The following is a 21,216-nucleotide window of genomic DNA, read 5'->3' as shown; positions in this document are numbered from 1 at the left end:
CCTTGTCAATTCGTTTCTCCTCAAAAGGCAGAAAGAGAAAGGCAGCCTGAAATCGCGCTGCCTTTATATCATTTTCAGACTTTATTTTGTCAGCACTGCTTCTTTTACGTGAGGAAGCACTGTATCCTGATAAATTTCCGTCGGATATTTGCCCGTAAAACAAGCGAGGCATTGTCCGCAATTGGTGTCTTCAAATTTCCGGCCGACTCCTTTTAACAATCCGTCTACACTTAAGAAAGAAAGCGTGTCGGCGCCGATAATCTGGCGGATTTCTTCGACTGAATGTGAGGAAGCGATCAGCTCCTCATGGGTCGATGTGTCGATGCCGTAGAAGCAAGGATGGGCGATCGGAGGCGAACTGATCTTTACATGCACCTCTGTCGCTCCCGCTTCTCGGAGCATTGTGACGATCCGGCGGCTTGTCGTCCCGCGCACGATGGAATCATCAACCATGACGACCCGTTTTCCTTCAACAACACCGCGGACGGCGGACAGCTTCATTCTTACTCCTTGCTCACGAAGAGCTTGGGACGGCTGGATAAACGTTCTGCCGACGTAACGATTTTTAATGAGACCGAGTTCGTACGGAATGCCCGTTGCCTCGGCATAGCCGATGGCCGCGGAAATACTGGAATCAGGCACGCCTGTGACGACATCCGCTTCAACCGCGGACTCCTGGGCAAGCATTTTCCCGAGGCTTTTCCGGGCGCTGTGCACGTTAATGCCGTCGATATTGCTGTCCGGACGAGAAAAATAGATATACTCCATGCTGCAGATAGAACGGTTGATATTCATGGAGAAACGCTCTGATTTCAAGCCTTCATCGTTTATGATAAGCATTTCGCCCGGTTCTACGTCACGAAGGTACGTCGCGCCGACCACATCAAATGCGCATGTTTCTGATGCGACGACGTAAGCGTCACCGAGCATGCCGAGTGAAAGCGGTCTGAGTCCGTTCGGGTCAAGCGCTACAATCATTTCTGTTTCTGTCATGATTAAAAAGGCGTAAGCGCCTTTCAGCATAGATAGCGAATTTTTGATCTGATCCTTCAGTGAAAAGTGGCCGCTGCGTTTAATCAGATGAGCCAGCACTTCCGTATCGGAGGAAGTCTGAAAGATGCTCCCTTGGTTTTCCAGCTGCTGCTTCAATTGTGTGGCATTGACCAGGTTGCCGTTATGGGCGAGCGCGAGACTGCCGTTGTTTTGCGAACGGAACAGGAGCGGCTGGACATTTTCATATCCGCTGCCACCGGCCGTCGCATAGCGGACGTGACCGATCGCGCCTTTGCCTTTCACTTTGCTCAGTTCGCCGTTTTGAAAAACCTCGGTAATAAGCCCCTGCCCTTTATGAGCCGTCAGTTTTTGGCCGTCGGTCGCCACGATGCCGGCACCCTCCTGCCCTCTGTGCTGCAGGCTGTGCAGACCGTAATACGTAATCTGCGGAGCCTCTTCATGACCCCAGATGCCAAACACACCGCATTCTTCATTCAGGCCTTTGATTTCAGCAAGCATGGAATAGCTCCTTTCCACGCGCGCTCAAGTTCTTTCGTTTGCGCGTGAACCAATTGTTGTCCTTCTTGGCTTCGGATCGTCAACTGTCCGTCCCCTGTCACTTCACCGATATGAATGGCATCTGCCGCAGCCGCTTCAAACGCCGCCTTGTTTTCTTCCTTTACGGAAACGACGAAGCGGGATTGAGACTCACTGAACAAAAGAGCCGCTTCATTAAATGCCGTGATGTTTGCGCCGAGTCCGTCTGTCGTCATGACGCTTTCTGCAATCGCCACAGCCAAGCCGCCTTCTGACACGTCATGCGCAGATTGGACCAGACCTTGTTTAATGGCGTTCAGAAGCGATTTTTGGCGGGCTTTTTCAACGTCAAGATCAATTTCAGGCGCTTTGCCATAGATTTTCCCTTCAGTCATTTTCTGAAGTTCACTTCCTGCATACTCAGGCTTCGTTTCACCGATGACGTAAATCAAGTCCCCCGCCGCTTTGACATGCTGTGTCGTAATATGAGCCGTATCTTCGATTAACCCGACCATACCGATGACTGGCGTCGGATAGATGGCCGTTCCATTCGATTCATTATAAAGTGATACGTTTCCGCCGATGACAGGTGTGCTGAGAACATTGCACGCCTCGCTGATGCCGTCGGCCGCTTTTTCGATCTGCCAGAAAATTTCAGGTTTTTCCGGGTTTCCGAAATTCAGATTATCCGTGACCGCAAGCGGCTCGGCACCGGAGCAAACGATGTTGCGCGCCGCTTCGGCAACGGCGATTTTCCCGCCTTCTTCAGGATCGAGATACAAATAGCGGGCGTTGCAATCCGTCGTCATTGCCAGCGCTTTTTTCGTACCGCGGATTCTGAGCACTCCCGCGTCAGAGCCCGGAGCCACCACCGTATTCGTGCGCACCATGTAATCATATTGATCGTACACCCACTCTTTGCTCGCAATTGTCGGCTGCTGCAGCAGGGCAAAAAGCGTCTCTGTCGCGTCTTTTACTTCAGGCGCGGGAACTTCAGTTTCCTGAAACTCGCGGTAGTACGCGGGTTCTGCTGACGGCTTATGATATACAGGGGCTTCTTCCGCCAGCGCATCAACAGGAAGCTCGCAAACAACCTCTCCGTTATGGCGGAGGCGGAGCATTTTATCATCCGTGACATGGCCCACGGAAACCGCTTCAAGATCATATTTATTAAAAATATCGACAATTTCCTGTTCACGTCCGCGTTCAATGACGAGAAGCATGCGTTCCTGAGACTCGGAAAGCATCATTTCGTAAGCGGTCATACCCGTTTCCCGCTGCGGAATGAGATCAAGGTTCATTTCAATACCGGAACCGGCTTTGCTTGCCATTTCAGCGCTTGAACTTGTCAGACCGGCCGCTCCCATATCCTGAATGCCGACTAACGCGTCACACTGGATGACTTCCAGGCAGGCTTCAAGAAGAAGCTTTTCCATGAAGGGATCGCCGACCTGCACCGCGGATCGTTTTTCTTCAGATGAATCTGACATTTCTTCTGATGCGAAAGTAGCACCGTGAATGCCGTCGCGTCCCGTCTTAGCGCCGACGTACATAACCGTGTTGCCGACGCCTTTCGCCTGGCCTTTTTTAATATCCTTATGATCAATTAGGCCGACGCACATGGCATTGACAAGCGGATTGCCCTCATAGCTTGCGTCAAACTGCACTTCTCCGCCGACCGTCGGAATGCCGATACAGTTTCCGTATCCCGCGATTCCCGCCACTACTTCTTCAAACAAGTACTTCACACGCGGTGAAGTGAGTTCACCAAATCGAAGAGAGTTTAATACAGCTATCGGACGGGCGCCCATTGAGAAAACGTCACGGATGATGCCGCCCACTCCCGTCGCAGCACCCTGGTATGGCTCAAGCGCTGACGGGTGGTTATGCGATTCAATTTTGAACACAACCGCCTGATTGTCACCGATGTCAACGATCCCCGCGCCTTCCCCGGGGCCTTGCAGCACGCGTTCTCCGCTTGTCGGAAATTTGCGTAAAATCGGCTTAGAATTTTTATAGCTGCAGTGCTCTGACCACATCACGGAAAAAATCCCGATTTCCGTGTAGTTTGGCAATCTTCCGATAATAGATTCAATGAGTGCGAACTCGTCATCACTGACACCCATTTGCTGATAGAGTTTCTCTTCTTTTATTTGTTCTTTACTTGGTTCAAGCAGTAGCGACATGAGTTTCCCTCCAATTTTTCACGATAGACTGGAACAATGTAAGACCGTCTGCGCTGCCGAGCAGGTCATCGACCGCGCGCTCCGGGTGAGGCATCATGCCTAATACGTTGCCTTTCTCATTCACGACGCCGGCAATGCCGCTGACGCTTCCGTTAATATCGCCGCCGTATGTGAAAGCGATTTGATTGTTTTCTTTTAATCTTTCAAGCGTTTCGTCATCACAGTAGAAATTGCCTTCGCCGTGGGCAACGGGGATCGTAATCGATTGTCCCTCTTTGTAGGAAGAAGTGAACATTGTTTCGCCGTTCTGCACGATTAATTCAACCGGGCGGCAAATGAATTTTAAATCTTTATTGCGTCTCATGGCGCCGGGCAGCAGTCCGAGCTCCTGCAGAATCTGGAATCCGTTGCAGACGCCAAGAACCGGTTTTCCTTCAGCAGCCGCTTTTTTCACGGCCGGCATGATGTTGGCGAATCTGGCGATGGCGCCGCATCTCAGATAGTCGCCGTAAGAAAAGCCGCCGGGGATGAGCACGCCGTCAAATCCGTCAAGGCTTGTTTCCTCGTGCCAGACATACTCGACTTCTTCGCCGAGTTCGTCCTTTACGGCGTGATACATATCAATATCGCAGTTAGAGCCGGGTAACACAATCACCGCAAATTTCACTGTGCGACAACCTCCTCAACTTCATATCGGTAGTCTTCAATGACTGTATTGGCAAGGAGCTTCTCACACATTTCTTTAACGAGTTCATCAAGATCGCGGTCTGATTTTTCCAGCGTCAGCTCCATGTATTTTCCGATGCGTACATCCTGCACTTCATTGTAGGTCATGCTGTGCAATGCATGCTGCACCGCGTTTCCTTGAGGATCAAGCACACTTTCTTTTAAGCTGACATAAACTTTCACTTTATACATTATGAATTGCCTCCCAGTCTTTTGAAAATCTCTTCATATGCGTCGGTTAAGCTTCCCAGGTTCCGTCTGAACAAATCTTTATCGAGCTTTTCGTTCGTGTCTTTGTCCCACAGACGGCACGTGTCAGGAGAAATCTCATCCGCTAAAAGCACCCGTCCTTCTGCGTCTAAGCCGAATTCCAGCTTAAAATCTATTAATCTGACACCGCAGTCTTCAAAAATATGCTGCAGCTCTTTATTCACCTGTCTTGTAATTGATTTGATCGTTTCCACCTGTTCGGATGAAGCCGCTTTTAACAGCCAAATATGATCTTCGGTTATGAGCGGATCACCGAGTGCGTCATCTTTATAGTAAAATTCGATAATCGGCTGCGGAAGCTCTGTTCCTTCCGGGATGCCGAGGCGTTTCGACATGCCCCCGGCGGCAATGTTTCTGACCACGACTTCAAGCGGAACGATGCTTACTTTTTTGATAAGCTGCTCTGATTCTGAAACACGCTCCACAAAATGGTTGTCAATTCCTTTGGCGTGCAGATGTTTGAAGATCAGGCTTGAAATTTCATTGTTCAGACGTCCCTTTCCAGTGATCTCCGCTTTTTTCTCGCCGTTAAAGGCTGTTGCGGAATCCTTGTAGACCACGCGGAGAATCTGTTCGTCTTCAGTTTGATAAATTCGTTTCGCTTTTCCTTCATAAAGAAGATTATTTTTCGCAATATTCACGGAAGGCCTCCTAACCCGAATGTTGGGAATATTCAATCTATAGCGGCTGAAGAAGCCGCCTCCGGCTGGCTTCTTCTATAAACCTAAACGATCAAAGATCAAGTCGACGTTTTTCAAATGATAATTGTAGTCAAAGCAATCGGCAATCTGTTCCGGTGTAAGACGGGACGTGATTTTTTCCTCCGCTTCGACAAGCTGACGGAACGGCACTTGTTTTTCCCACGCTTCCATCGCTTTCGGCTGAACCATATCATATGCTTCTTCACGAGGCAGACCCGTGTCAATTAAAGCGAGCAGCACGCGCTGAGAATAGATTAGACCCAGTGTGCGGTCCATGTTGCGTTTCATATTTTCCGGGAATACCGTTAAGTTTTTGACGATATTGCTGAAACGGTTCAGCATGTAATTCAGCGCGGTTGTCGCGTCAGGTAGAATGATGCGCTCAGCTGATGAATGAGAAATATCACGCTCATGCCATAACGGAACATTTTCGTACGCCGTCAGCATGTATCCGCGGATCACGCGCGCCATGCCCGTCATATTTTCAGACCCGATCGGATTCCGTTTATGAGGCATAGCTGATGAGCCTTTTTGTCCTTTTGCAAAAAACTCTTCCACTTCCCGTGTTTCACTTTTTTGCAGACCGCGGATTTCCACTGCGAATTTTTCAATGCTCGTCGCGATCAGGGCAAGTGCCGCCATGTAATCCGCATGACGGTCGCGCTGTAATGTCTGAGTAGAGATCGGCGCCGCTTTCAGGCCGAGTTTTTCACAGACATACTGCTCTACGAACGGATCAATATTTGCATATGTGCCGACCGCGCCGGAAAGCTTCCCGACTTCGATTCCTTCTTTTGCCTGCTTGAAACGTTCAAGGTTGCGTTTCATTTCTTCGTGCCACAGCGCGAGCTTCAGGCCGAATGTCGTCGGTTCTGCGTGTACGCCGTGCGTGCGGCCCATCATGACCGTGTATTTATGTTCTTTCGCTTTTTCTTTTATAATGTCAACAAATCTCTCAATGTCCTTGAGTAAAATCTCATTCGCTTGTTTTAATAGATAGGAAAGAGCGGTATCCACGACATCTGTTGACGTCAGGCCGTAGTGAACCCATTTTCTTTCTTCGCCTAACGATTCTGAAACCGCGCGTGTGAATGCCACGACGTCATGGCGCGTATCCTGCTCGATTTCCAAAATGCGGTTAATGTCGAAAGACGCGTTTTCGCGCATGACTTTGACGTCTTCTTTCGGAATGACGCCAAGTTCAGCCCAGGCTTCACAGGCTAAAATCTCGACTTCCAGCCATGCCTGGTATCTGTTTTCGTCCGTCCAGATCGCGGACATTTCAGGTCTTGAATAACGTTCGATCATTATGCTCGTCCTCCGTCTCTTTTCATCCATATGTTCGTGATGTCCTGAATCCATTTTTCATCAGGCTCCCGCAAAAATGTCATATGCCCCATTTTGCGGCCTTTTTTAATCTCATGTTTTCCGTACAGGTACAGTTTGGCTTCCTTTAAAAACTCCGGATGCTCCTCCGCCAGCTTCACTTCGTCACCGAGAAGATTCACCATCATTCCCGGTTTGAGCAGATCAGTTCTGCCGAGAGGAAGTCCGCAGACCGCTCTGATGTGCTGTTCGAACTGGCTCGTTTCACAAAGATCGAGCGTATAATGCCCTGAATTGTGAGGACGCGGCGCCAATTCATTAATCAAAAGGTCTCCGTCTTCCGTGACGAACATTTCCACCGCAAGCGGCCCGACGAGCTCCAGTTTCTCCGCGAGCTGAACGGCAAGCGCCTCTGCCCGCTTTTGAACCGTTTCCTCCGCTCTCGCGGGCACGATGCTTTGGAACAGAATATTATGGTGGTGGATATTTTCAGCAGCGGGAAAGGTTGAAATCTCTCCGTGCACCGATCTCGTCACGATAACGGAAAGCTCCATTCGGAATGACACCCAGCTTTCAAGTATGCACGCGCCGTTTTCTAACAGTGCGGCCGCTTCATCTGTCTGTCCTTTTTCCTTAATGACAAATTGGCCTTTGCCGTCATATCCGCCCCGGCATGTTTTCAGCACCGCCGGAAGTCCCAATGACTGAACGGCTTCCTCAAGCTCCCGTCTGCTGTTTACGATCCGATAAGGAGCGACCTGACATCCAGCTGACTGGATCGCCTTTTTTTCCGTTTCCCTGTTTTGGGTGATGAGCAGCAGCTCGCTTCCCTGGGGAAGATATGCATGTTCTTTGAGCCAGTTGAGCGCCTCGTAATCAATATTTTCAAATTCGTAGGTAATGATGTCACTGACTCCGGCCAATTTTTGAATCGCTTCACGGTCATTGTACTGGGCGGTAATCTCAATATCGGCGATCTGTCCGCATGGCGAGTCTTTTACGGGATCGACGACTGCGACTTTATACCCCATCTGTTTTGCGGCGACAGCCATCATTTTTCCGAGCTGTCCGCCTCCGATAATGCCGATGACGGCGCCGGGAAAAATCGTTTTTTTATCAGACAAGCTGATCACTGCTTTCCAGCACCGTTTGTTTTGTCGCATTTCTTCTCGCCTCTAGTTTATCCGCAATGTCATCGTCAAATGCCGACAAAATTTGCGCGGCTAACAGACCTGCGTTCACTGCGCCCGCTTTTCCGATCGCTGTCGTCGCGACCGGCACGCCGCCGGGCATCTGTACGATAGACAGAAGAGAATCAAGCCCGTTAAGCGATTTTGTCTGAACCGGAACACCGATCACCGGCAGTGTCGTTTTGGCCGCCGTCATTCCCGGCAGATGCGCCGCTCCTCCGGCTCCGGCAATAATGACTTTTAAGCCCCTGTCTCTGGCGCTTTCTGCATATTCAAACATCAAATCAGGCGTCCGATGCGCGGATACCACCTGTTTTTCATAAGGAATGTGAAGTTCGTCAAGTATGTCGCATGCATGTTTCATTGTCTCCCAATCGGAGGTGCTTCCCATGATGATTCCTGCTAGCGGCTGCATTCTGTTCCCACCTTCTCATGCTTTGTTTTTCAGAAAAAAAAGCCCGGCTCGTATTGCACTATGAGGAAGCAATACAAACCAGGCATGGCGCGTATCGGCAGTCGTTCGCTTCTGCGATATCCATGTCAGCTGTTTATCACTTTCCTGCATAGTCCGGCCGTTTACGGCAGCCGGGTAGAAACTTATGGGCCATATTCCCAAGATTATATGAGGTCGTGTTTTGATTTCATGTTTATCTTAACAACGGACTTGGATAATGTCAACGACATTATCGAACGATATAAAAATTCTTTCTTTTAATGTTCGTGTTTAGATCAATTTCCCTTCAAATACGATTTTTCTCCCGCAAGGAACGACTTGAATTGATCCATTTTCTTTCTTTTCTGTAAAGATCGGCTCTTCCATCCGCCGGACAGGCATATAGCCCTCTTCCTTCATTAAAGTGAGAATGGTATCGATCGTTTCATGTTCCGTTACTTCAAACCGTTTCTTTTTTGGCTTTGTCATTCCTTAATTCTCCTCTTCTTCACTGCTTTCACCCAGAATCCGCCGTGGATCGTTTTGGGCTCAAAGGCGATGATAAACGCTTTTTCATCAAGCGTTTTAATCGTATCATAAAGCTGAAGCTCATATTTGCGCGGCGTCAGAATCTGCATGGCGGTCCGGTCTCCTTCAAGTCCGCCCGCCACCCAGCTTGTGACCCCGTATCCTTTTTCCCGGAGCTGTTTCGGCAGGTCCAGATCAAGCTCTTTCGTAATGACGTTGACTGTAATATAGCCGAGCGCCAGTTTTTCTTCAATTTTCATACCCACTATGACGCCGAGGCCGTAGCCGAGCGCATAGGCAATGACATTTTGAATTTGATTCAGATTGCCGAGCACGAGACTCAAGCCGGTCACATACACAAGGATTTCAATTGTACTGATACCTGCGGCGAAATAGCGCTGCCCCTTTAAGGTAAGGATCATCCTGATCGTAAAAAAAGAGACATATATAATGTTAATGATGAGAATAATGAGAACCATACCTATACTGTTGGATAAAATCGTCTGCATCATTGATTCCCCCTCCTCTGATCTTTGAAAAAACTGACCGGGACGGCCGCGTCAATCTTTCAGGTTAAGGATAGTTTACCCTCTTTTGATCATTTTCAAAAGAAAAAAAAGCCCGCCCCGGAAGGCAGACTTTCAAACTCTTATCAGTGAAGCTCAGCTTTTTTCAATCGTTTGACGGCTTCATATTCCTTTTCTAGTTCACTCAGCGTATATCCGGACAGTTCCTGAACATGGTTTTGATAAAACCCTGAACGGATCAGCTTTGTCCTCAGATGCTGTTTTTTCCGATTAATGGCTTCTCGCAACAACGGGGCCATCCTCATCATCCTTTCCGAATCATAAAGATTAATGCCGTTTTCAACTTGCTGTTGCTCCCATCATATATCGGCCGGCTGCTCAAAACAACACGCTTTATTAGAAATATTTGTAAACATTGTGAAAGACAAATTTCGACTTATAAAGGAATCAGCGAGGCGGTAAAGTACTCTGAAATAAGCGGCCATGTCACAGCCGTAAAGGCGAGCATGATGATGACCGCCGCAGTAATACAGTACATCACGTCAGCCGCAGGCTTTTCAGCCGATTTGTACAGGATCTGCACAAACTGCACCATTGCCGAGGCGGCCAGAAACAATGTCAGCGCCGTAAACACCACAGTGATGACCGGCAGATTCAATATCGCGAAAATCATCCATACTATAGAGCAGGCGACAGCCGGAACCAAAAGCGAACCGACTCCCGCCGCCGCATCCCGCATCGTAATTTTCTGTTTCATCATATAGCGTGATACAAGCCAGACCGCGCCGGCCGCAGCGGCCAAAAAGACGAGCGAATACACGAGAACGACGGTAAAGCCGTCAAAAAACGTATGATGCCGTTCCCCGTATCCGAGCGGTCTCTGCTGGCTTGCCCTCAGCTGAAACCAATTTCCGATTGAGAAAAAGATACTGAATACAAGCATTGAAATAAGAGCATATTTAAAGCGGGAAAAGCCGTCTTCCCCAACGACCTTTACCGGTGATGTCAAAATGCGCAGCGCGAAACGGCAGTAACGTTTGACCGCAGCCCAAGCAGAAGCGAGTTTTTCCGTAAAAGCCGGAGCCGGGCGCCGTTCCTTTTCTTTTTTCTTTTGTTTTTGATAACGTCCCGCATTTCTGGACATTCTCGACAGCGGTTCTTCATCAGTTCCCTGATGCTGTTTTTCTTCTTCCAACGTTTCTTTTCTTTCTTCCGTCATGTCAGCAACTCCTATCAAAAAAATACGGCGGAATTTGTTAAACAAGAAAATAAAACACTTATATAAGGTACCGAAGCGTCCTTAAACAGTCAAGCGGTTTCTTCACCCGGACACCCACATGACGTTTTATCTTATGTATTGGTTTTACGGAATAGGACAAAAACAAAAAACCGGCTGTCTTCAGCCGGTTTTTCCGTTATTTCAAGAAGATGAAATACAGTATAAAGATAACGAACAGCCCGTACATAATCGGGTGAACGCTTTTTCCTTTTCCTTTGCAGATCATTGTAATCGGGTAGAAAATAAAGCCGATCGCAATCCCCGTCGCAATGCTGTACGTCAGCGGCATCATAATCATCGTTAAGAATGCCGGCACAGCCACCTCGAATTTATCCCAGGCGATTTTACCGAGCGGCGCCACCATCAGCGCGCCGACAATAATTAAAGCCGGAGCCGTCACATTCGTAGTGACAACTGACAGAAGCGGCGAGAAAAACATCGCCAGCAAAAAGAGAATGCCCGTCACAACAGCCGCGAATCCGGAACGCGCTCCCGCCGCAACGCCTGAGCTTGATTCAACATAAGAAGTCGTTGTAGACGTACCGAGCACCGCTCCGATAACGATTGAAGTTGAATCCGCAAGAAGCGCTCTCCCCGCACGCGGAAGTTTGTTTTCCTTCATCAGCCCTGCCTGTGTCGCCACAGCCACCAGCGTTCCGGCCGTATCGAAAAACCCGACGAACAGGAAAGTTAAAATGACAATCAGCATTTGGACGGAAAAGATATCCGGAAGGTGCATCCACGCCTGTCCGAAAGTCGGCGCAAGACTCGGCACACTGCCGACAATGTGCGTTGGAACCGGAATCAGCCCGCAGATCATGCCGGCAACCGCCGTCAGAAGCATTCCGATAAACACGCCGCCGTTTACGCGAAGTACCATCAGAATGACCGTCACAATGACACCGAAAACCGTCAGCAGCACAGGACCGCTGTGAATATTGCCGATAGACACCAAAGTCGATGAGTTCGCTTCAATAATGCCGGAACCTTGCAAACCGACAAACGTGATGAATAAACCGATACCAGCGCCGACCGCCAATTTCAGCTCGGGCGGAATTGCATTAATGATTTTTTCCCGCAATCCCGTCAGCGAAAGCGCCACGAAAATAATTCCGGAAATCAAAACGCCGGAAAGCGCAGCCTGCCAGGAAATTCCCATACCGAGTACGACAGAGAAAGCAAAAAACGCGTTTAACCCCATACCCGGCGCAATCGCGATCGGATACTTTGCTATCAGCCCCATTAAAATACAGCCGGCCGCAGACGCAAGGGCTGTAGCGGTGAACACCGCGCCCTGATCAATTTTTAATGCTTCCGGAAATCCCTTCACACCGTTTAAAGACAATGTCAGCGGATTGACGAACAGAATGTACGCCATTGACAAAAAGGTCGTTAAACCGCCGATGATTTCATTACGATAGCTTGTCCCCAGCTCATCAAACTGAAAAAATTGCTTCAAGCCAATTGCCTCCTTCATTCTCTCCCATTTATTCTGCCCGTTATCCGCCAAATAAAAAACGCCCCAAATACATTGGGACGCTTGACTACATACGTTCAGTCTGAATAAATAAGAATGGATTATTTATATCAAACGATTGAGATTGATCCGTAGTCAAGCCATTTACGGTAGCTTGGTAGAAACTTGCGGGCCATATCCCCGCCATTATACGATATCTGCATATTTGATTTCTGAGTCTATTGTATCAATACAATTTTGAAAACTCAATATAAAAAACGAACAATCCCGTTAAAAAAAATTAGTTTATTCGTTAATTGATCAAAAATGGAAGACGGCAAAAGCCGCCTCCCTGTCATCATTTTCCGTCCGCAGGCCGTACCGGAACCGCGAATGTGATCTTGCTGTCACCTGCTAAAGTGTTCATGGCCGTTTGATTGACATACAAAGCATATGAATCGAATGAGAAATCGCGCAATGAATAGTCATTATCAGATGAATCATCCAATTCAAAAACGGATTCCATTTCACCCGTTTTAAGATTCGTGACTTTCGCCTTATTCCCCTTGATATAATAGCCCTTTTCATATTTATCAACTGATGACCAAGTTTTCATTTTTTTCGTATTGCCGAGACCGATTGACTCACCGATATTCATCAGCTGATCTTCATCCGCCTTGCTTACATTAATTCCGCTGAATTGATAATTGACAATCACCCGCCTGCCTTGCTGTTTGATCTTTTTGATGGTGATGCCGACATGGTGATGTTTCGTTTCATAGCTGGCGGGCAGTTTTGTTTTCAGAGGGACGATTTCTCCCGGCTCTGATTCTGATTTTATATTACCCGTTATGAAAAGTGTTTTCGCTTTCGGGTCTATCAATTTGCTGAATTGAGTTTGGCCGCGTATTCTTTTCCCGCCGCCGGGAAGATTCTTTCTGCTGCCAAGGTCAATATTTGACATCGTCATTTCATAATGGTTTCCTGCATCATCCGTTGCTTCGTCAATCGAGATGGCATCATTTTTGGCTGCATCATGAAAGTCGACTGAATATAAGAGAGCCGATCCCATCGTTCCGTTTTCCGCCCGGATATCGAAAAAGCGGTATAATCCGTTATTTACATTGACGGCTTTCGTTCCTTCCAGGGAAACTGACTTTTGTTTTTTGATCGGGAGTGTAAAGCGCCAGTTTCCCGGGATCTCCTTGATTTTTGTAATGACAAGCGGAAGCTTATCACCGTCTTTCAGCTTTGAACCGTCCGTGAACAAGCGAAGCTGTCCTCCGTACCGACCGTCTTTCATTTTTTTCATATCAGTCCTGTCATAATCCTCAGATAATATATTCCGGGTATCTTTATAATCGACTTGAAAAGGAATACTCTCCTCATCTGATTTCAAATTGTCAACGATAAAGTTATAAACGAGCTGTCCGCTGTCGTAATATACACTTTTTACTGTCACCGTGATCCCACGTGATTCCGCTTTCTCGTTCAGTTTTGTCACCAGATTGCTTTTAAACAGCGCAGAACCTGCCTTATCCTGAAACAGACTGTAAATTTGTCCGGCAGCAGGAATGTTTCCCATAGCCGTATTAACGGAGGGCATGAACAAGCCTGAAGACAGATACAGAAAAAACAAAGCAGCAGCAACCGCGAAGCCGTTTATCAGTTTTCTTCCCCATCTCCGTCTGACGGCGCCTTCTTTTCCGGCACGGACAGCCGCGCTGTGTATCACGTTTTTCAATTCAGCTTTCGGCACATCAATGTCCTGATACAATTGCTTCATTTGATGCTTTTCCATATTTGTTTATCCTCCTTTTCCAGCTCTTGCTTCAATGCTTTTCTCGCCCTGTGCAGATGCGTTTTTACGGTGCCTTCCGCCATTCCGGTCTGTTCAGCGATCATGGAAATCGAAAAATCCTGAAAATAATAAAGCTGAATGGTCAGCTGTATATGTTCGTCAAGTGTTTCCAGAGCATTTCGAAGGTCTATGTATTCTTCAACGTTCTTGTTCTCCGCACATGTATCATGGTGCGGCTCAAACGGGATGACGTCACCGTGCTTTTTCCTCATCGCAAAAATCGTATTAAGCAAAATCCGGATCAGCCACGTTTTAAAATATTTCGGCTCCTTCAGCTGAGCGATATGAAGAAAAGCCTTGTAAGCCGTTTCCTGAACAGCGTCCAGTGTGTCTTCTTTGTGATGTAAATAGAGATAAGCTGTTTTATATAAAGTCTCCTGATGAGCTGTGATCAGTTTTTCAAAGGCTGAGGCATCACCTTTTTTCGCCTTTTTGATCAATCGTTCTTCCTTCACCTTATCCACCTCCTATGCTGTTAGATACGAATCGGGGCGAAACGGTTTCAAAAAGATGACAAAAAAAACGCCTCTTTATAAAAAGAGACGTTTTTTATCTTGATTTATTCCCACTCAATCGTTGCAGGCGGCTTGCTCGTAATGTCATACACGACGCGGTTGATGTGTTTCACTTCATTGACGATTCGTGTTGAGATCACTTCAAGCACATCCCAAGGGATACGCGCCCAGTCAGATGTCATGCCGTCGATTGAAGTTACGGCACGGATACCGATTGTGTAATCATACGTTCTCGCATCTCCCATGACGCCGACGCTGCGGATGTCAGGAAGAACCGTGAAGTACTGCCAGATGTCGCGCTCAAGGCCGTGGTTTGCCACTTCTTCACGCAGAATCGCGTCTGATTCACGAACGATTTCAAGTTTTTCTTCTGTTACTTCGCCGAGTACGCGGATGCCAAGACCAGGGCCCGGGAACGGCTGACGCCATACGATATGATCCGGAATGCCGAGCTCTGTGCCGAGCGCGCGCACTTCATCTTTGAAAAGGGTGTTCAGCGGTTCGATCAGTTCAAACTGCATATCTTCAGGAAGACCGCCGACATTGTGATGCGATTTGATCGTTTGCGCAGTTGCCGTTCCGCTTTCAATAATGTCTGTGTAAAGCGTTCCTTGCGCAAGGTAGTCGATTCCTTTCAGCTTGTCCGCTTCATCATCAAATACGTAAATGAATTCGTTGCCGATGATTTTGCGTTTTTGCTCAGGATCAGAAACACCTTTCAGCTTGTTTAAGAATCTGTCTTTCGCATCAACTTTAATGACATTCATATTAAAGCCTTCGCTGAACGTTTTCATGACGCCTTCCGCTTCGCCTTTACGGAGCAGCCCGTGGTCGACGAAAATACAAGTCAGCTGGTCGCCGATCGCTTTATGAATCAAAACGGCTACAACAGAAGAATCAACTCCGCCGCTCAAAGCGCAAAGCACTTGTTTGTCTCCGACTGTTTCGCGGATTTTTTGCATTTCGATTTCGATAAAGTTTTCCATTGACCATTCGCCTTTACATTCACAAGGGCCGAAGACAAAGTTTTTCAGAAGGTCATTTCCGTATTCTGAATGGCGGACTTCCGGATGGAACTGAACACCGTACCATTTTTTGTCTTTTTTACTCATCGCTGAGTTCGGGCAGTGATGGCTTGTCGCATCTACCGTAAACCCTTCCGGCACTTGTACGACTAAGTCGCCATGGCTCATCCATACCACTTGTTCTTCCGGAAGATCTTTGAACAGGTCAGGAGTTCCTTGAATCTGAATGTTCGCTTTTCCGTATTCGCGCTGGCTTGCCGCCTCGACTTTCCCTCCGAGGTAATGAGTCATCAGCTGCATACCGTAGCAGATGCCCAATACAGGAATATCGAGTTCAAAGATTTTTTCGTCACAGCGGAAAGATCCTTCATCATATACACTGTTCGGTCCGCCTGAAAGGATAATTCCTTTTGGATTCATTTCTTTGATTTCCTCAGCTGTCAACGTATGGGGATGCAGCTCGCTATATACGCCAAATTCACGGATCCGGCGGGTAATCAGCTGGTTATACTGACTGCCGAAATCAAGAACAAGAATCATTTCATTCACTAACTTCGTCATGGTTGTCACCTAATCTCCTCTAAGTTTTTGACACAGAAAAAACGGAGGACACACGTTCAGCCCTCTGTCGCGCAAGACTTGTCCGGAAGCCCGGCTTTTTAACGCTCCCGGGCTCCCATTTAACATTCATTTATTCTAACAACAGGACGATATGCGGTCAAGACTATCTTGTTTTAATTATATTTTCCCACAACTGTCCCGATTCATTCCAAAGCTCCGCTGCATTATCGCTGCGGTATAAAGCACGCTCATAGCGCAGGGTCAGCTTAGACATGTCGTTTGTATTATACGCCTCATCAATCCTCGCGGCAAAATCACGGAGCGTTTCTCCGTCTCCCCTGCTGAACCCTTTACGTTTTAGCTGGCGGAGCAGCGCGGCATATGCGTCGAAAAAGACGTCGTCATCCGCGCGCCGCTTCAATCTGGCTGCTGCAACGTGCGGAATCCAGCGCGCCCGCAGCACCCAGGCGAGCGCGGCCGCAGCTGAAAACACGAAGACGATAGCCGCATACGGCCACAGCTGTGCCGCGGTTTTATTGTGCATCACAGGATGCGGAGCCGCACTGTGCTCCCGCTTTTTCGGCGTTTCTTTTTTTTCGGGCTTTGTTTCCTGGCGCTGCTTGTCAGACGGTGTATCCGAATTCCCTGCTGAGCTTCCGCCGTCTTTTCCCGCTGTATGATTCTGCTCTGACGTAAACTCCGTCGGATTGGTGAAGCCTTTCGTCGGCTCAAACGTCACCCAGCCCTGATCCGGAAAATATACTTCTACCCACGAATGGGCGTTGTTGTTTGTGACTTCATAAAGCTGGCCGTTTTGATCGCCCGCGCCTTTATATTCTCCGGATGTATAGCCCTTCACCCAGCGGGCGGGAATTCCCGCAGATCGGAGCAGCACAGCCATTGCCGAAGAAAAGTTATCACAATATCCTCTTTTCGTTTCAAACAAAAATTGATCCACATAATCCTGGTCGTGCTCCGGAACGGCGACATCCTGTGTATCATACGAAAATGCGGAAGATCCCAGATAATCCTCGACCGCCTTCGCTTTATCGAACATATTATGATGATCCCGCGTCAGCCTGTCGGCAAGCTGTCTCACTCTTTCCGGAAGGGCGTCGGGAAGCTGCAGATACCGGTCATTGAATTGATTCTGCTCACGGTATCGTTTCACTTTCACTTTTTTGAGATCATTCAGTTTAAAGACGGGCGCGCGAAAAGTCACCGTGTACCGTCCCATATTGCGGATGTTGCCCACTTGTTCGCTGATCGGCGTGATTTGCTCAGTGTTTCCGTTCATTTCAAGCTGAATCGAGTGCTTCGGTTTAATATTGGAGACGCCGATCGGATACATGACGTGATTATAAAGATAATTCTCATCAATGGACACCTGCGCCGTATAACGTCTCGTCTGCACACTCCGGTCAAACCATATATCTTCCACATTGCCGCCGTTCAGTTTATAGGACATGCCCTGATCGGTCTCCACCCAGCCTTTCCCCGTGTATGTATCCTTCGTTTCCACCCGGAAGTACGCCCGCTCTTTTCCCTTCCATGTGAAAACCGGCGTATCGTCCTGCTGAAAAGGCCCGCCCAATGTTTCATCATGGTTGCCGTAGCCGATTTTGCTCTCAGCGGCGGGCACCTCTTTGTGATTTGTTATTTTTTTCAGAAACGGCACGGGGTCCGGCCAGTTCGGATCTGATTTCGGAGCCGCCAGACCGAATAGGACGGAAGCGCAGATAAACAGCGCCAGCGGCAGAAACCATTTGATGATCAACCTTTTTTTAAACGCTATGTGTTCCGTCAGGCGAATGCGCTCCATATACAAAAGCCCCATCATCAAAAAGCCGATAAAGACAATCCGGATGACGGCGTATGCGGCATCATAGGGAGTAAACGTATCAAGCACGGTGATATAGGCCACCGTCATGATAAAAAAGAATAATATTTTCCGCTGATAGATCACCCAGTAATGCAGCAAATACACGAGCAGCCATAAGAGCACAAAAAACAGCAATGTGCGGAATGACGGGTTCATATCATTCCATCTTCCGGTCCCGATGTGCCGGGCATTCTGCATCACGTCCCGCAAAAAAGAAGCGAGCCATTCCGGCTGAAAAACCGAACCTTTATAAAACAGCATGTGAATACTGATCAACGTAAACAGAATGCAGGACGGCACGGTGACGTACCACCTCATCCGGAAGAATGACAGCAGAAATGCCAAACCGATAAAAATGATGAAAAAACCGGTATGTTTTGTATCCGTAAAATTGTGCAGCGGCCTGAGCCATTCCCATAACAATAAAAAAGCGAGAAAATAAAACAGCAGCAGACTCAGCCTGCTTCCCTGGTTCTCGTCATGCGGCATGGCGCGCCACCTCTCTTTCTAAACAACATGGGACACCCGTTTGTCCCTGATCATTTGCACCTTGATATTCTTTTGAGCGAAGATGAGAGCGAGATTCCGTTCTTTTTCCGAAAGCACGGCATTCGTTTCTTTCGCCAAAAACACCGTCATGTCAAAAGGTCCTGCCTCAGCCTGTTTGAGAAGCTCTTCTGTAAGGCTGCCCGTCACGACGGCTATAAAAGCTTTGCGGACACGCGGATCTGCCAGCTCTTTTCTTAAGCGTCCGCCGGCATCAGCTTCTTCCGATTCTGAAACTGCAGCCAGGTAACGCAGCACATTTCTGAAATGCTGGTCTCCCTCCCGGACGGGAAAAACAGTCCGGTCGTTCCCCAATGAAATAAACCCCGCGGGAGATCCCTTCACAAGCGCCGTGTAAAGCAGGGATGCCGAGGCTGAGACCGCGGCTTCAAACGAAGGGGACGGCCTGCAGTCCAAAAGGAGAACCATATTCATACTCTGCAAGGGGTCAAATTCCTTCGTCATCAGCTCATTGCGCCGCGCCGATGTTTTCCAGTCGAGCGCGGAAAACCGGTCGCCCGGCTGATAATTTCTGACGCTCGCGGCCATTGCGGAGCGGTGAGTCTGAAACGGCGCGCCGGCACCCGCACCCTCTTCTCCCGATACGGCCTGCGTCTTATAATGTACAGACCCGTACGCCGGGAAAACTAAGACCGTATCCGTTACCGAAAACGATGCCGTCTTGTCCAAAAGCCCGAGAACATCTCCCGTCCGCACTCTTATCGTATGTAAACGATGCTCTCCGCGCGGCGCCTGCGGCAGCTCATATTGAAACGTCAGCTTTTTTTGAAACCACGGAAACACGAGCTGTTTCGCACAGCGCCTCTCGCCAAGCGTTTCCGGCATCACATCTTCAATGACCATATATGTCAGCGGAAACGGCAGGCGCCTCGTCAGCCTGATGGTGACAGACAGCCTGTCACCCGAGGTTAATTGAGCAGAAGAAATCTCACGCGTCACCCGAAACGCCCGCAGCGGATACACAGCGATCAGCCCGGCATAAACGGTAAACGGCAAAAACGCATAAAATAAAAACCAGCTCACAAATCCGCCCTGAAACATGGCATAAGAAAAGACCGCTGCCGTCAATACGGCCAAAATAAGCAGCTTCCAGCCGTATAGCAGCCAATGCACTTTCTTTCTCATTATCGGACCGACATCCTTTGAACGGGAACTTTTTCCGTCTGCATGATGTCTTCGATAACAGCTTCCGGTGTGACATCATTAAATTTCGCCTCGGCAGTTAAGATCATCCTGTGAGGCAGCGTATACGGAGCCAAATACTGGACGTCATCAGGAATGACGTAGTCGCGATCATGAAGCAGCGCGTACGCCTGCGCGGCTTTCATTAATGAAATCGAACCGCGCGGACTTACGCCCAAATGTACGGACGGATGCCGGCGGGTATGCTGAGTGATGCCGACGATATAGGCTTTAATACCATCATCCACCCGCACCTTCTCCAGCTTTTGCTGAAGACTGATAAATTGTTCTTTAGAAATGACGGGCTCGATTGTTTCAAGCGGATTCCGCCCTTCCTGAAGAGACAGAACCTTAAGCTCCTCCTCGGCAGTCGGATAGCCCATCTTCAGCTTAAATAAAAACCGGTCAAGCTGGGCTTCAGGAAGCGGATATGTTCCTTCATATTCAACCGGGTTTTGTGTGGCCATGACGAAAAACGGCTCAGCCAGCCGCATTGTCTTTCCGTCAATCGTGACATTTCCCTCTTCCATCGCCTCAAGCAAAGAAGACTGCGTTTTCGGAGAGGTTCTGTTAATTTCGTCGGCCAGCACGATATTCCCCATAATCGGTCCCGGGCGGTATTCAAATTCCATCGTTTTCGTATTATAAATAGAGACACCCGTCACATCTGACGGCAGAAGATCCGGCGTGAACTGAATCCTCTTAAAGTCAGCTCCGATCAGCTTGGCCAAAGCGCGGACCATCATCGTTTTTCCGACTCCCGGCACGTCTTCCAGCAGCACATGCCCTTTTGCGAGAATGGCGGCCAAGCTGAGTATGGCGATATCCCGTTTTCCTATGATGATGTTTTCAATATGCTCAACGGCTTTCTCCAGCAGCGGATGCAGCTCTTCTTTATAAGCCATTCTTCTCCTCCTAGTCATCTCTCAAATTTCAATTATCGTAACCTAACTTTACCACAAAATATAAACAGTATAAAAAAACGTTTCCAGCGAATTATTTCCAGTCCGAAATAGAAAAAAAGCTCCCTTTAGAAAGGAAGCTTTTTTTCAGCTGGAGAGGCTCCATATGAACGTGTGAATGGTCGATGGCATGTTCCTCTTTCATCTTTCGTTCTACCTCATTTGCGATATCATGACTCTCTTTTATATTCAGATCAGACGGCACTTCAATGACGACATCAATATGAACGGAGCTGCCCAGATATCTCGCTTTAATATCTTTTAAACGGCTGACGCCCGCAATCTGTTCAATCGTCTTTTTATAATCAGAAATGTCCGTTACATCGAAGCCATCTGTCAAAGAGTGGGATGATTCTTTTTAAAATATCCCAAAACGTTTTGCAAATAAGAAGACCGATCACACGCCGTGACTGTATCAATCCAAGCAAGGTGGAATTGCGCAGCCAAGTACAGTCTATCCTTTTTCAATAAGTAACTTATCTGTGTGTTATTAGAATTAAAAAGGCATA

Annotated in this window: 19 protein-coding genes, 1 pseudogene and 2 riboswitches; all 20 genes and pseudogenes read right to left on the bottom strand. The window is 48.2% G+C overall.

Annotated elements, in window-relative coordinates:
- Nucleotides 1-81: 81 nt before the first annotated feature.
- Nucleotides 82-1,512, bottom strand: a complete 1,431-nt coding sequence (gene purF / locus QRX25_RS03260) for an amidophosphoribosyltransferase (protein WP_065980872.1) — start codon at nt 1,510-1,512, stop codon at nt 82-84.
- Nucleotides 1,488-3,716 (bottom strand): phosphoribosylformylglycinamidine synthase subunit PurL, encoded by a 2,229-nt coding sequence (gene purL, locus QRX25_RS03255; protein ID WP_115998100.1) that lies wholly within the window; start codon nt 3,714-3,716, stop codon nt 1,488-1,490. Before purL ends, purF begins: the two co-directional genes overlap by 25 nt.
- Nucleotides 3,700-4,383, bottom strand: coding sequence for a phosphoribosylformylglycinamidine synthase subunit PurQ (gene purQ, locus QRX25_RS03250; RefSeq protein WP_065980870.1), 684 nt, complete (start codon nt 4,381-4,383; stop codon nt 3,700-3,702). Before purQ ends, purL begins: the two co-directional genes overlap by 17 nt.
- Nucleotides 4,380-4,634: a phosphoribosylformylglycinamidine synthase subunit PurS gene (gene purS, locus QRX25_RS03245; RefSeq protein ID WP_013351278.1), complete on the bottom strand. Its 255-nt coding sequence runs from the start codon at nt 4,632-4,634 to the stop codon at nt 4,380-4,382. Before purS ends, purQ begins: the two co-directional genes overlap by 4 nt.
- A complete protein-coding gene (gene purC, locus QRX25_RS03240) occupies nt 4,634-5,353 on the bottom strand; it encodes a phosphoribosylaminoimidazolesuccinocarboxamide synthase (protein ID WP_115998101.1) in 720 nt (239 codons plus the stop codon). Before purC ends, purS begins: the two co-directional genes overlap by 1 nt.
- 75 nt (nt 5,354-5,428) lie before the next feature.
- A complete protein-coding gene (purB, locus tag QRX25_RS03235; protein ID WP_065980868.1) occupies nt 5,429-6,721 on the bottom strand; it encodes an adenylosuccinate lyase in 1,293 nt (430 codons plus the stop codon).
- Nucleotides 6,721-7,902 carry a 5-(carboxyamino)imidazole ribonucleotide synthase gene (gene purK, locus QRX25_RS03230; protein WP_212100539.1) on the bottom strand — a complete coding sequence of 394 codons (1,182 nt, stop codon included), beginning with the start codon at nt 7,900-7,902 and terminating at the stop codon, nt 6,721-6,723. The genes purB and purK overlap by 1 nt, the downstream gene beginning before the upstream one ends.
- Nucleotides 7,856-8,344, bottom strand: coding sequence for a 5-(carboxyamino)imidazole ribonucleotide mutase (purE, locus tag QRX25_RS03225; RefSeq protein ID WP_007609846.1), 489 nt, complete (start codon nt 8,342-8,344; stop codon nt 7,856-7,858). The genes purK and purE overlap by 47 nt, the downstream gene beginning before the upstream one ends.
- A gap of 129 nt (nt 8,345-8,473) precedes the next feature.
- Nucleotides 8,474-8,575, bottom strand: a riboswitch (purine riboswitch).
- Between the two features lie 78 nt (nt 8,576-8,653).
- Nucleotides 8,654-8,851, bottom strand: a complete 198-nt coding sequence (locus QRX25_RS03220) for an NETI motif-containing protein (protein WP_013351273.1) — start codon at nt 8,849-8,851, stop codon at nt 8,654-8,656.
- A complete protein-coding gene (locus QRX25_RS03215) occupies nt 8,848-9,402 on the bottom strand; it encodes a DUF2179 domain-containing protein (protein WP_014469850.1) in 555 nt (184 codons plus the stop codon). The genes QRX25_RS03220 and QRX25_RS03215 overlap by 4 nt, the downstream gene beginning before the upstream one ends.
- A 140-nt stretch (nt 9,403-9,542) precedes the next feature.
- Nucleotides 9,543-9,716 carry a Fur-regulated basic protein FbpA gene (locus tag QRX25_RS03210; protein ID WP_012116994.1) on the bottom strand — a complete coding sequence of 58 codons (174 nt, stop codon included), beginning with the start codon at nt 9,714-9,716 and terminating at the stop codon, nt 9,543-9,545.
- A gap of 137 nt (nt 9,717-9,853) precedes the next feature.
- Nucleotides 9,854-10,636: a DUF6574 domain-containing protein gene (locus QRX25_RS03205; protein ID WP_212100536.1), complete on the bottom strand. Its 783-nt coding sequence runs from the start codon at nt 10,634-10,636 to the stop codon at nt 9,854-9,856.
- Between the two features lie 196 nt (nt 10,637-10,832).
- Nucleotides 10,833-12,155, bottom strand: a complete 1,323-nt coding sequence (locus QRX25_RS03200; RefSeq protein WP_003155780.1) for an NCS2 family permease — start codon at nt 12,153-12,155, stop codon at nt 10,833-10,835.
- 130 nt (nt 12,156-12,285) lie between these two features.
- A riboswitch (purine riboswitch) is annotated at nt 12,286-12,387 on the bottom strand.
- A gap of 123 nt (nt 12,388-12,510) precedes the next feature.
- A complete protein-coding gene (locus tag QRX25_RS03195; RefSeq protein WP_212100533.1) occupies nt 12,511-13,953 on the bottom strand; it encodes a DUF4179 domain-containing protein in 1,443 nt (480 codons plus the stop codon).
- Nucleotides 13,935-14,468 (bottom strand): sigma-70 family RNA polymerase sigma factor, encoded by a 534-nt coding sequence (locus tag QRX25_RS03190; protein WP_014469846.1) that lies wholly within the window; start codon nt 14,466-14,468, stop codon nt 13,935-13,937. Before QRX25_RS03190 ends, QRX25_RS03195 begins: the two co-directional genes overlap by 19 nt.
- A gap of 104 nt (nt 14,469-14,572) precedes the next feature.
- Entirely contained in the window at nt 14,573-16,114 is a 1,542-nt protein-coding gene (gene guaA, locus QRX25_RS03185) for a glutamine-hydrolyzing GMP synthase (protein WP_115998106.1), read from the bottom strand.
- Nucleotides 16,115-16,277: 163 nt separating this feature from the next.
- Nucleotides 16,278-18,485 carry a DUF4129 domain-containing transglutaminase family protein gene (locus QRX25_RS03180; RefSeq protein WP_065980862.1) on the bottom strand — a complete coding sequence of 736 codons (2,208 nt, stop codon included), beginning with the start codon at nt 18,483-18,485 and terminating at the stop codon, nt 16,278-16,280.
- 18 nt (nt 18,486-18,503) lie between these two features.
- Nucleotides 18,504-19,688, bottom strand: coding sequence for a DUF58 domain-containing protein (locus QRX25_RS03175; RefSeq protein WP_065980861.1), 1,185 nt, complete (start codon nt 19,686-19,688; stop codon nt 18,504-18,506).
- Nucleotides 19,688-20,650 (bottom strand): AAA family ATPase, encoded by a 963-nt coding sequence (locus tag QRX25_RS03170; protein WP_065980860.1) that lies wholly within the window; start codon nt 20,648-20,650, stop codon nt 19,688-19,690. Before QRX25_RS03170 ends, QRX25_RS03175 begins: the two co-directional genes overlap by 1 nt.
- Before the next feature lie 91 nt (nt 20,651-20,741).
- Nucleotides 20,742-21,154: pseudogene (locus QRX25_RS03165) on the bottom strand (cation diffusion facilitator family transporter); the annotation flags it as partial.
- Nucleotides 21,155-21,216 lie beyond the last annotated feature (62 nt).

Source organism: Bacillus sp. L381 (assembly GCF_030284525.1).
Classification (GTDB): Bacteria; Bacillota; Bacilli; order Bacillales; family Bacillaceae; genus Bacillus; species Bacillus amyloliquefaciens.
This window is presented reverse-complemented; position numbering and strand designations above follow the sequence as displayed.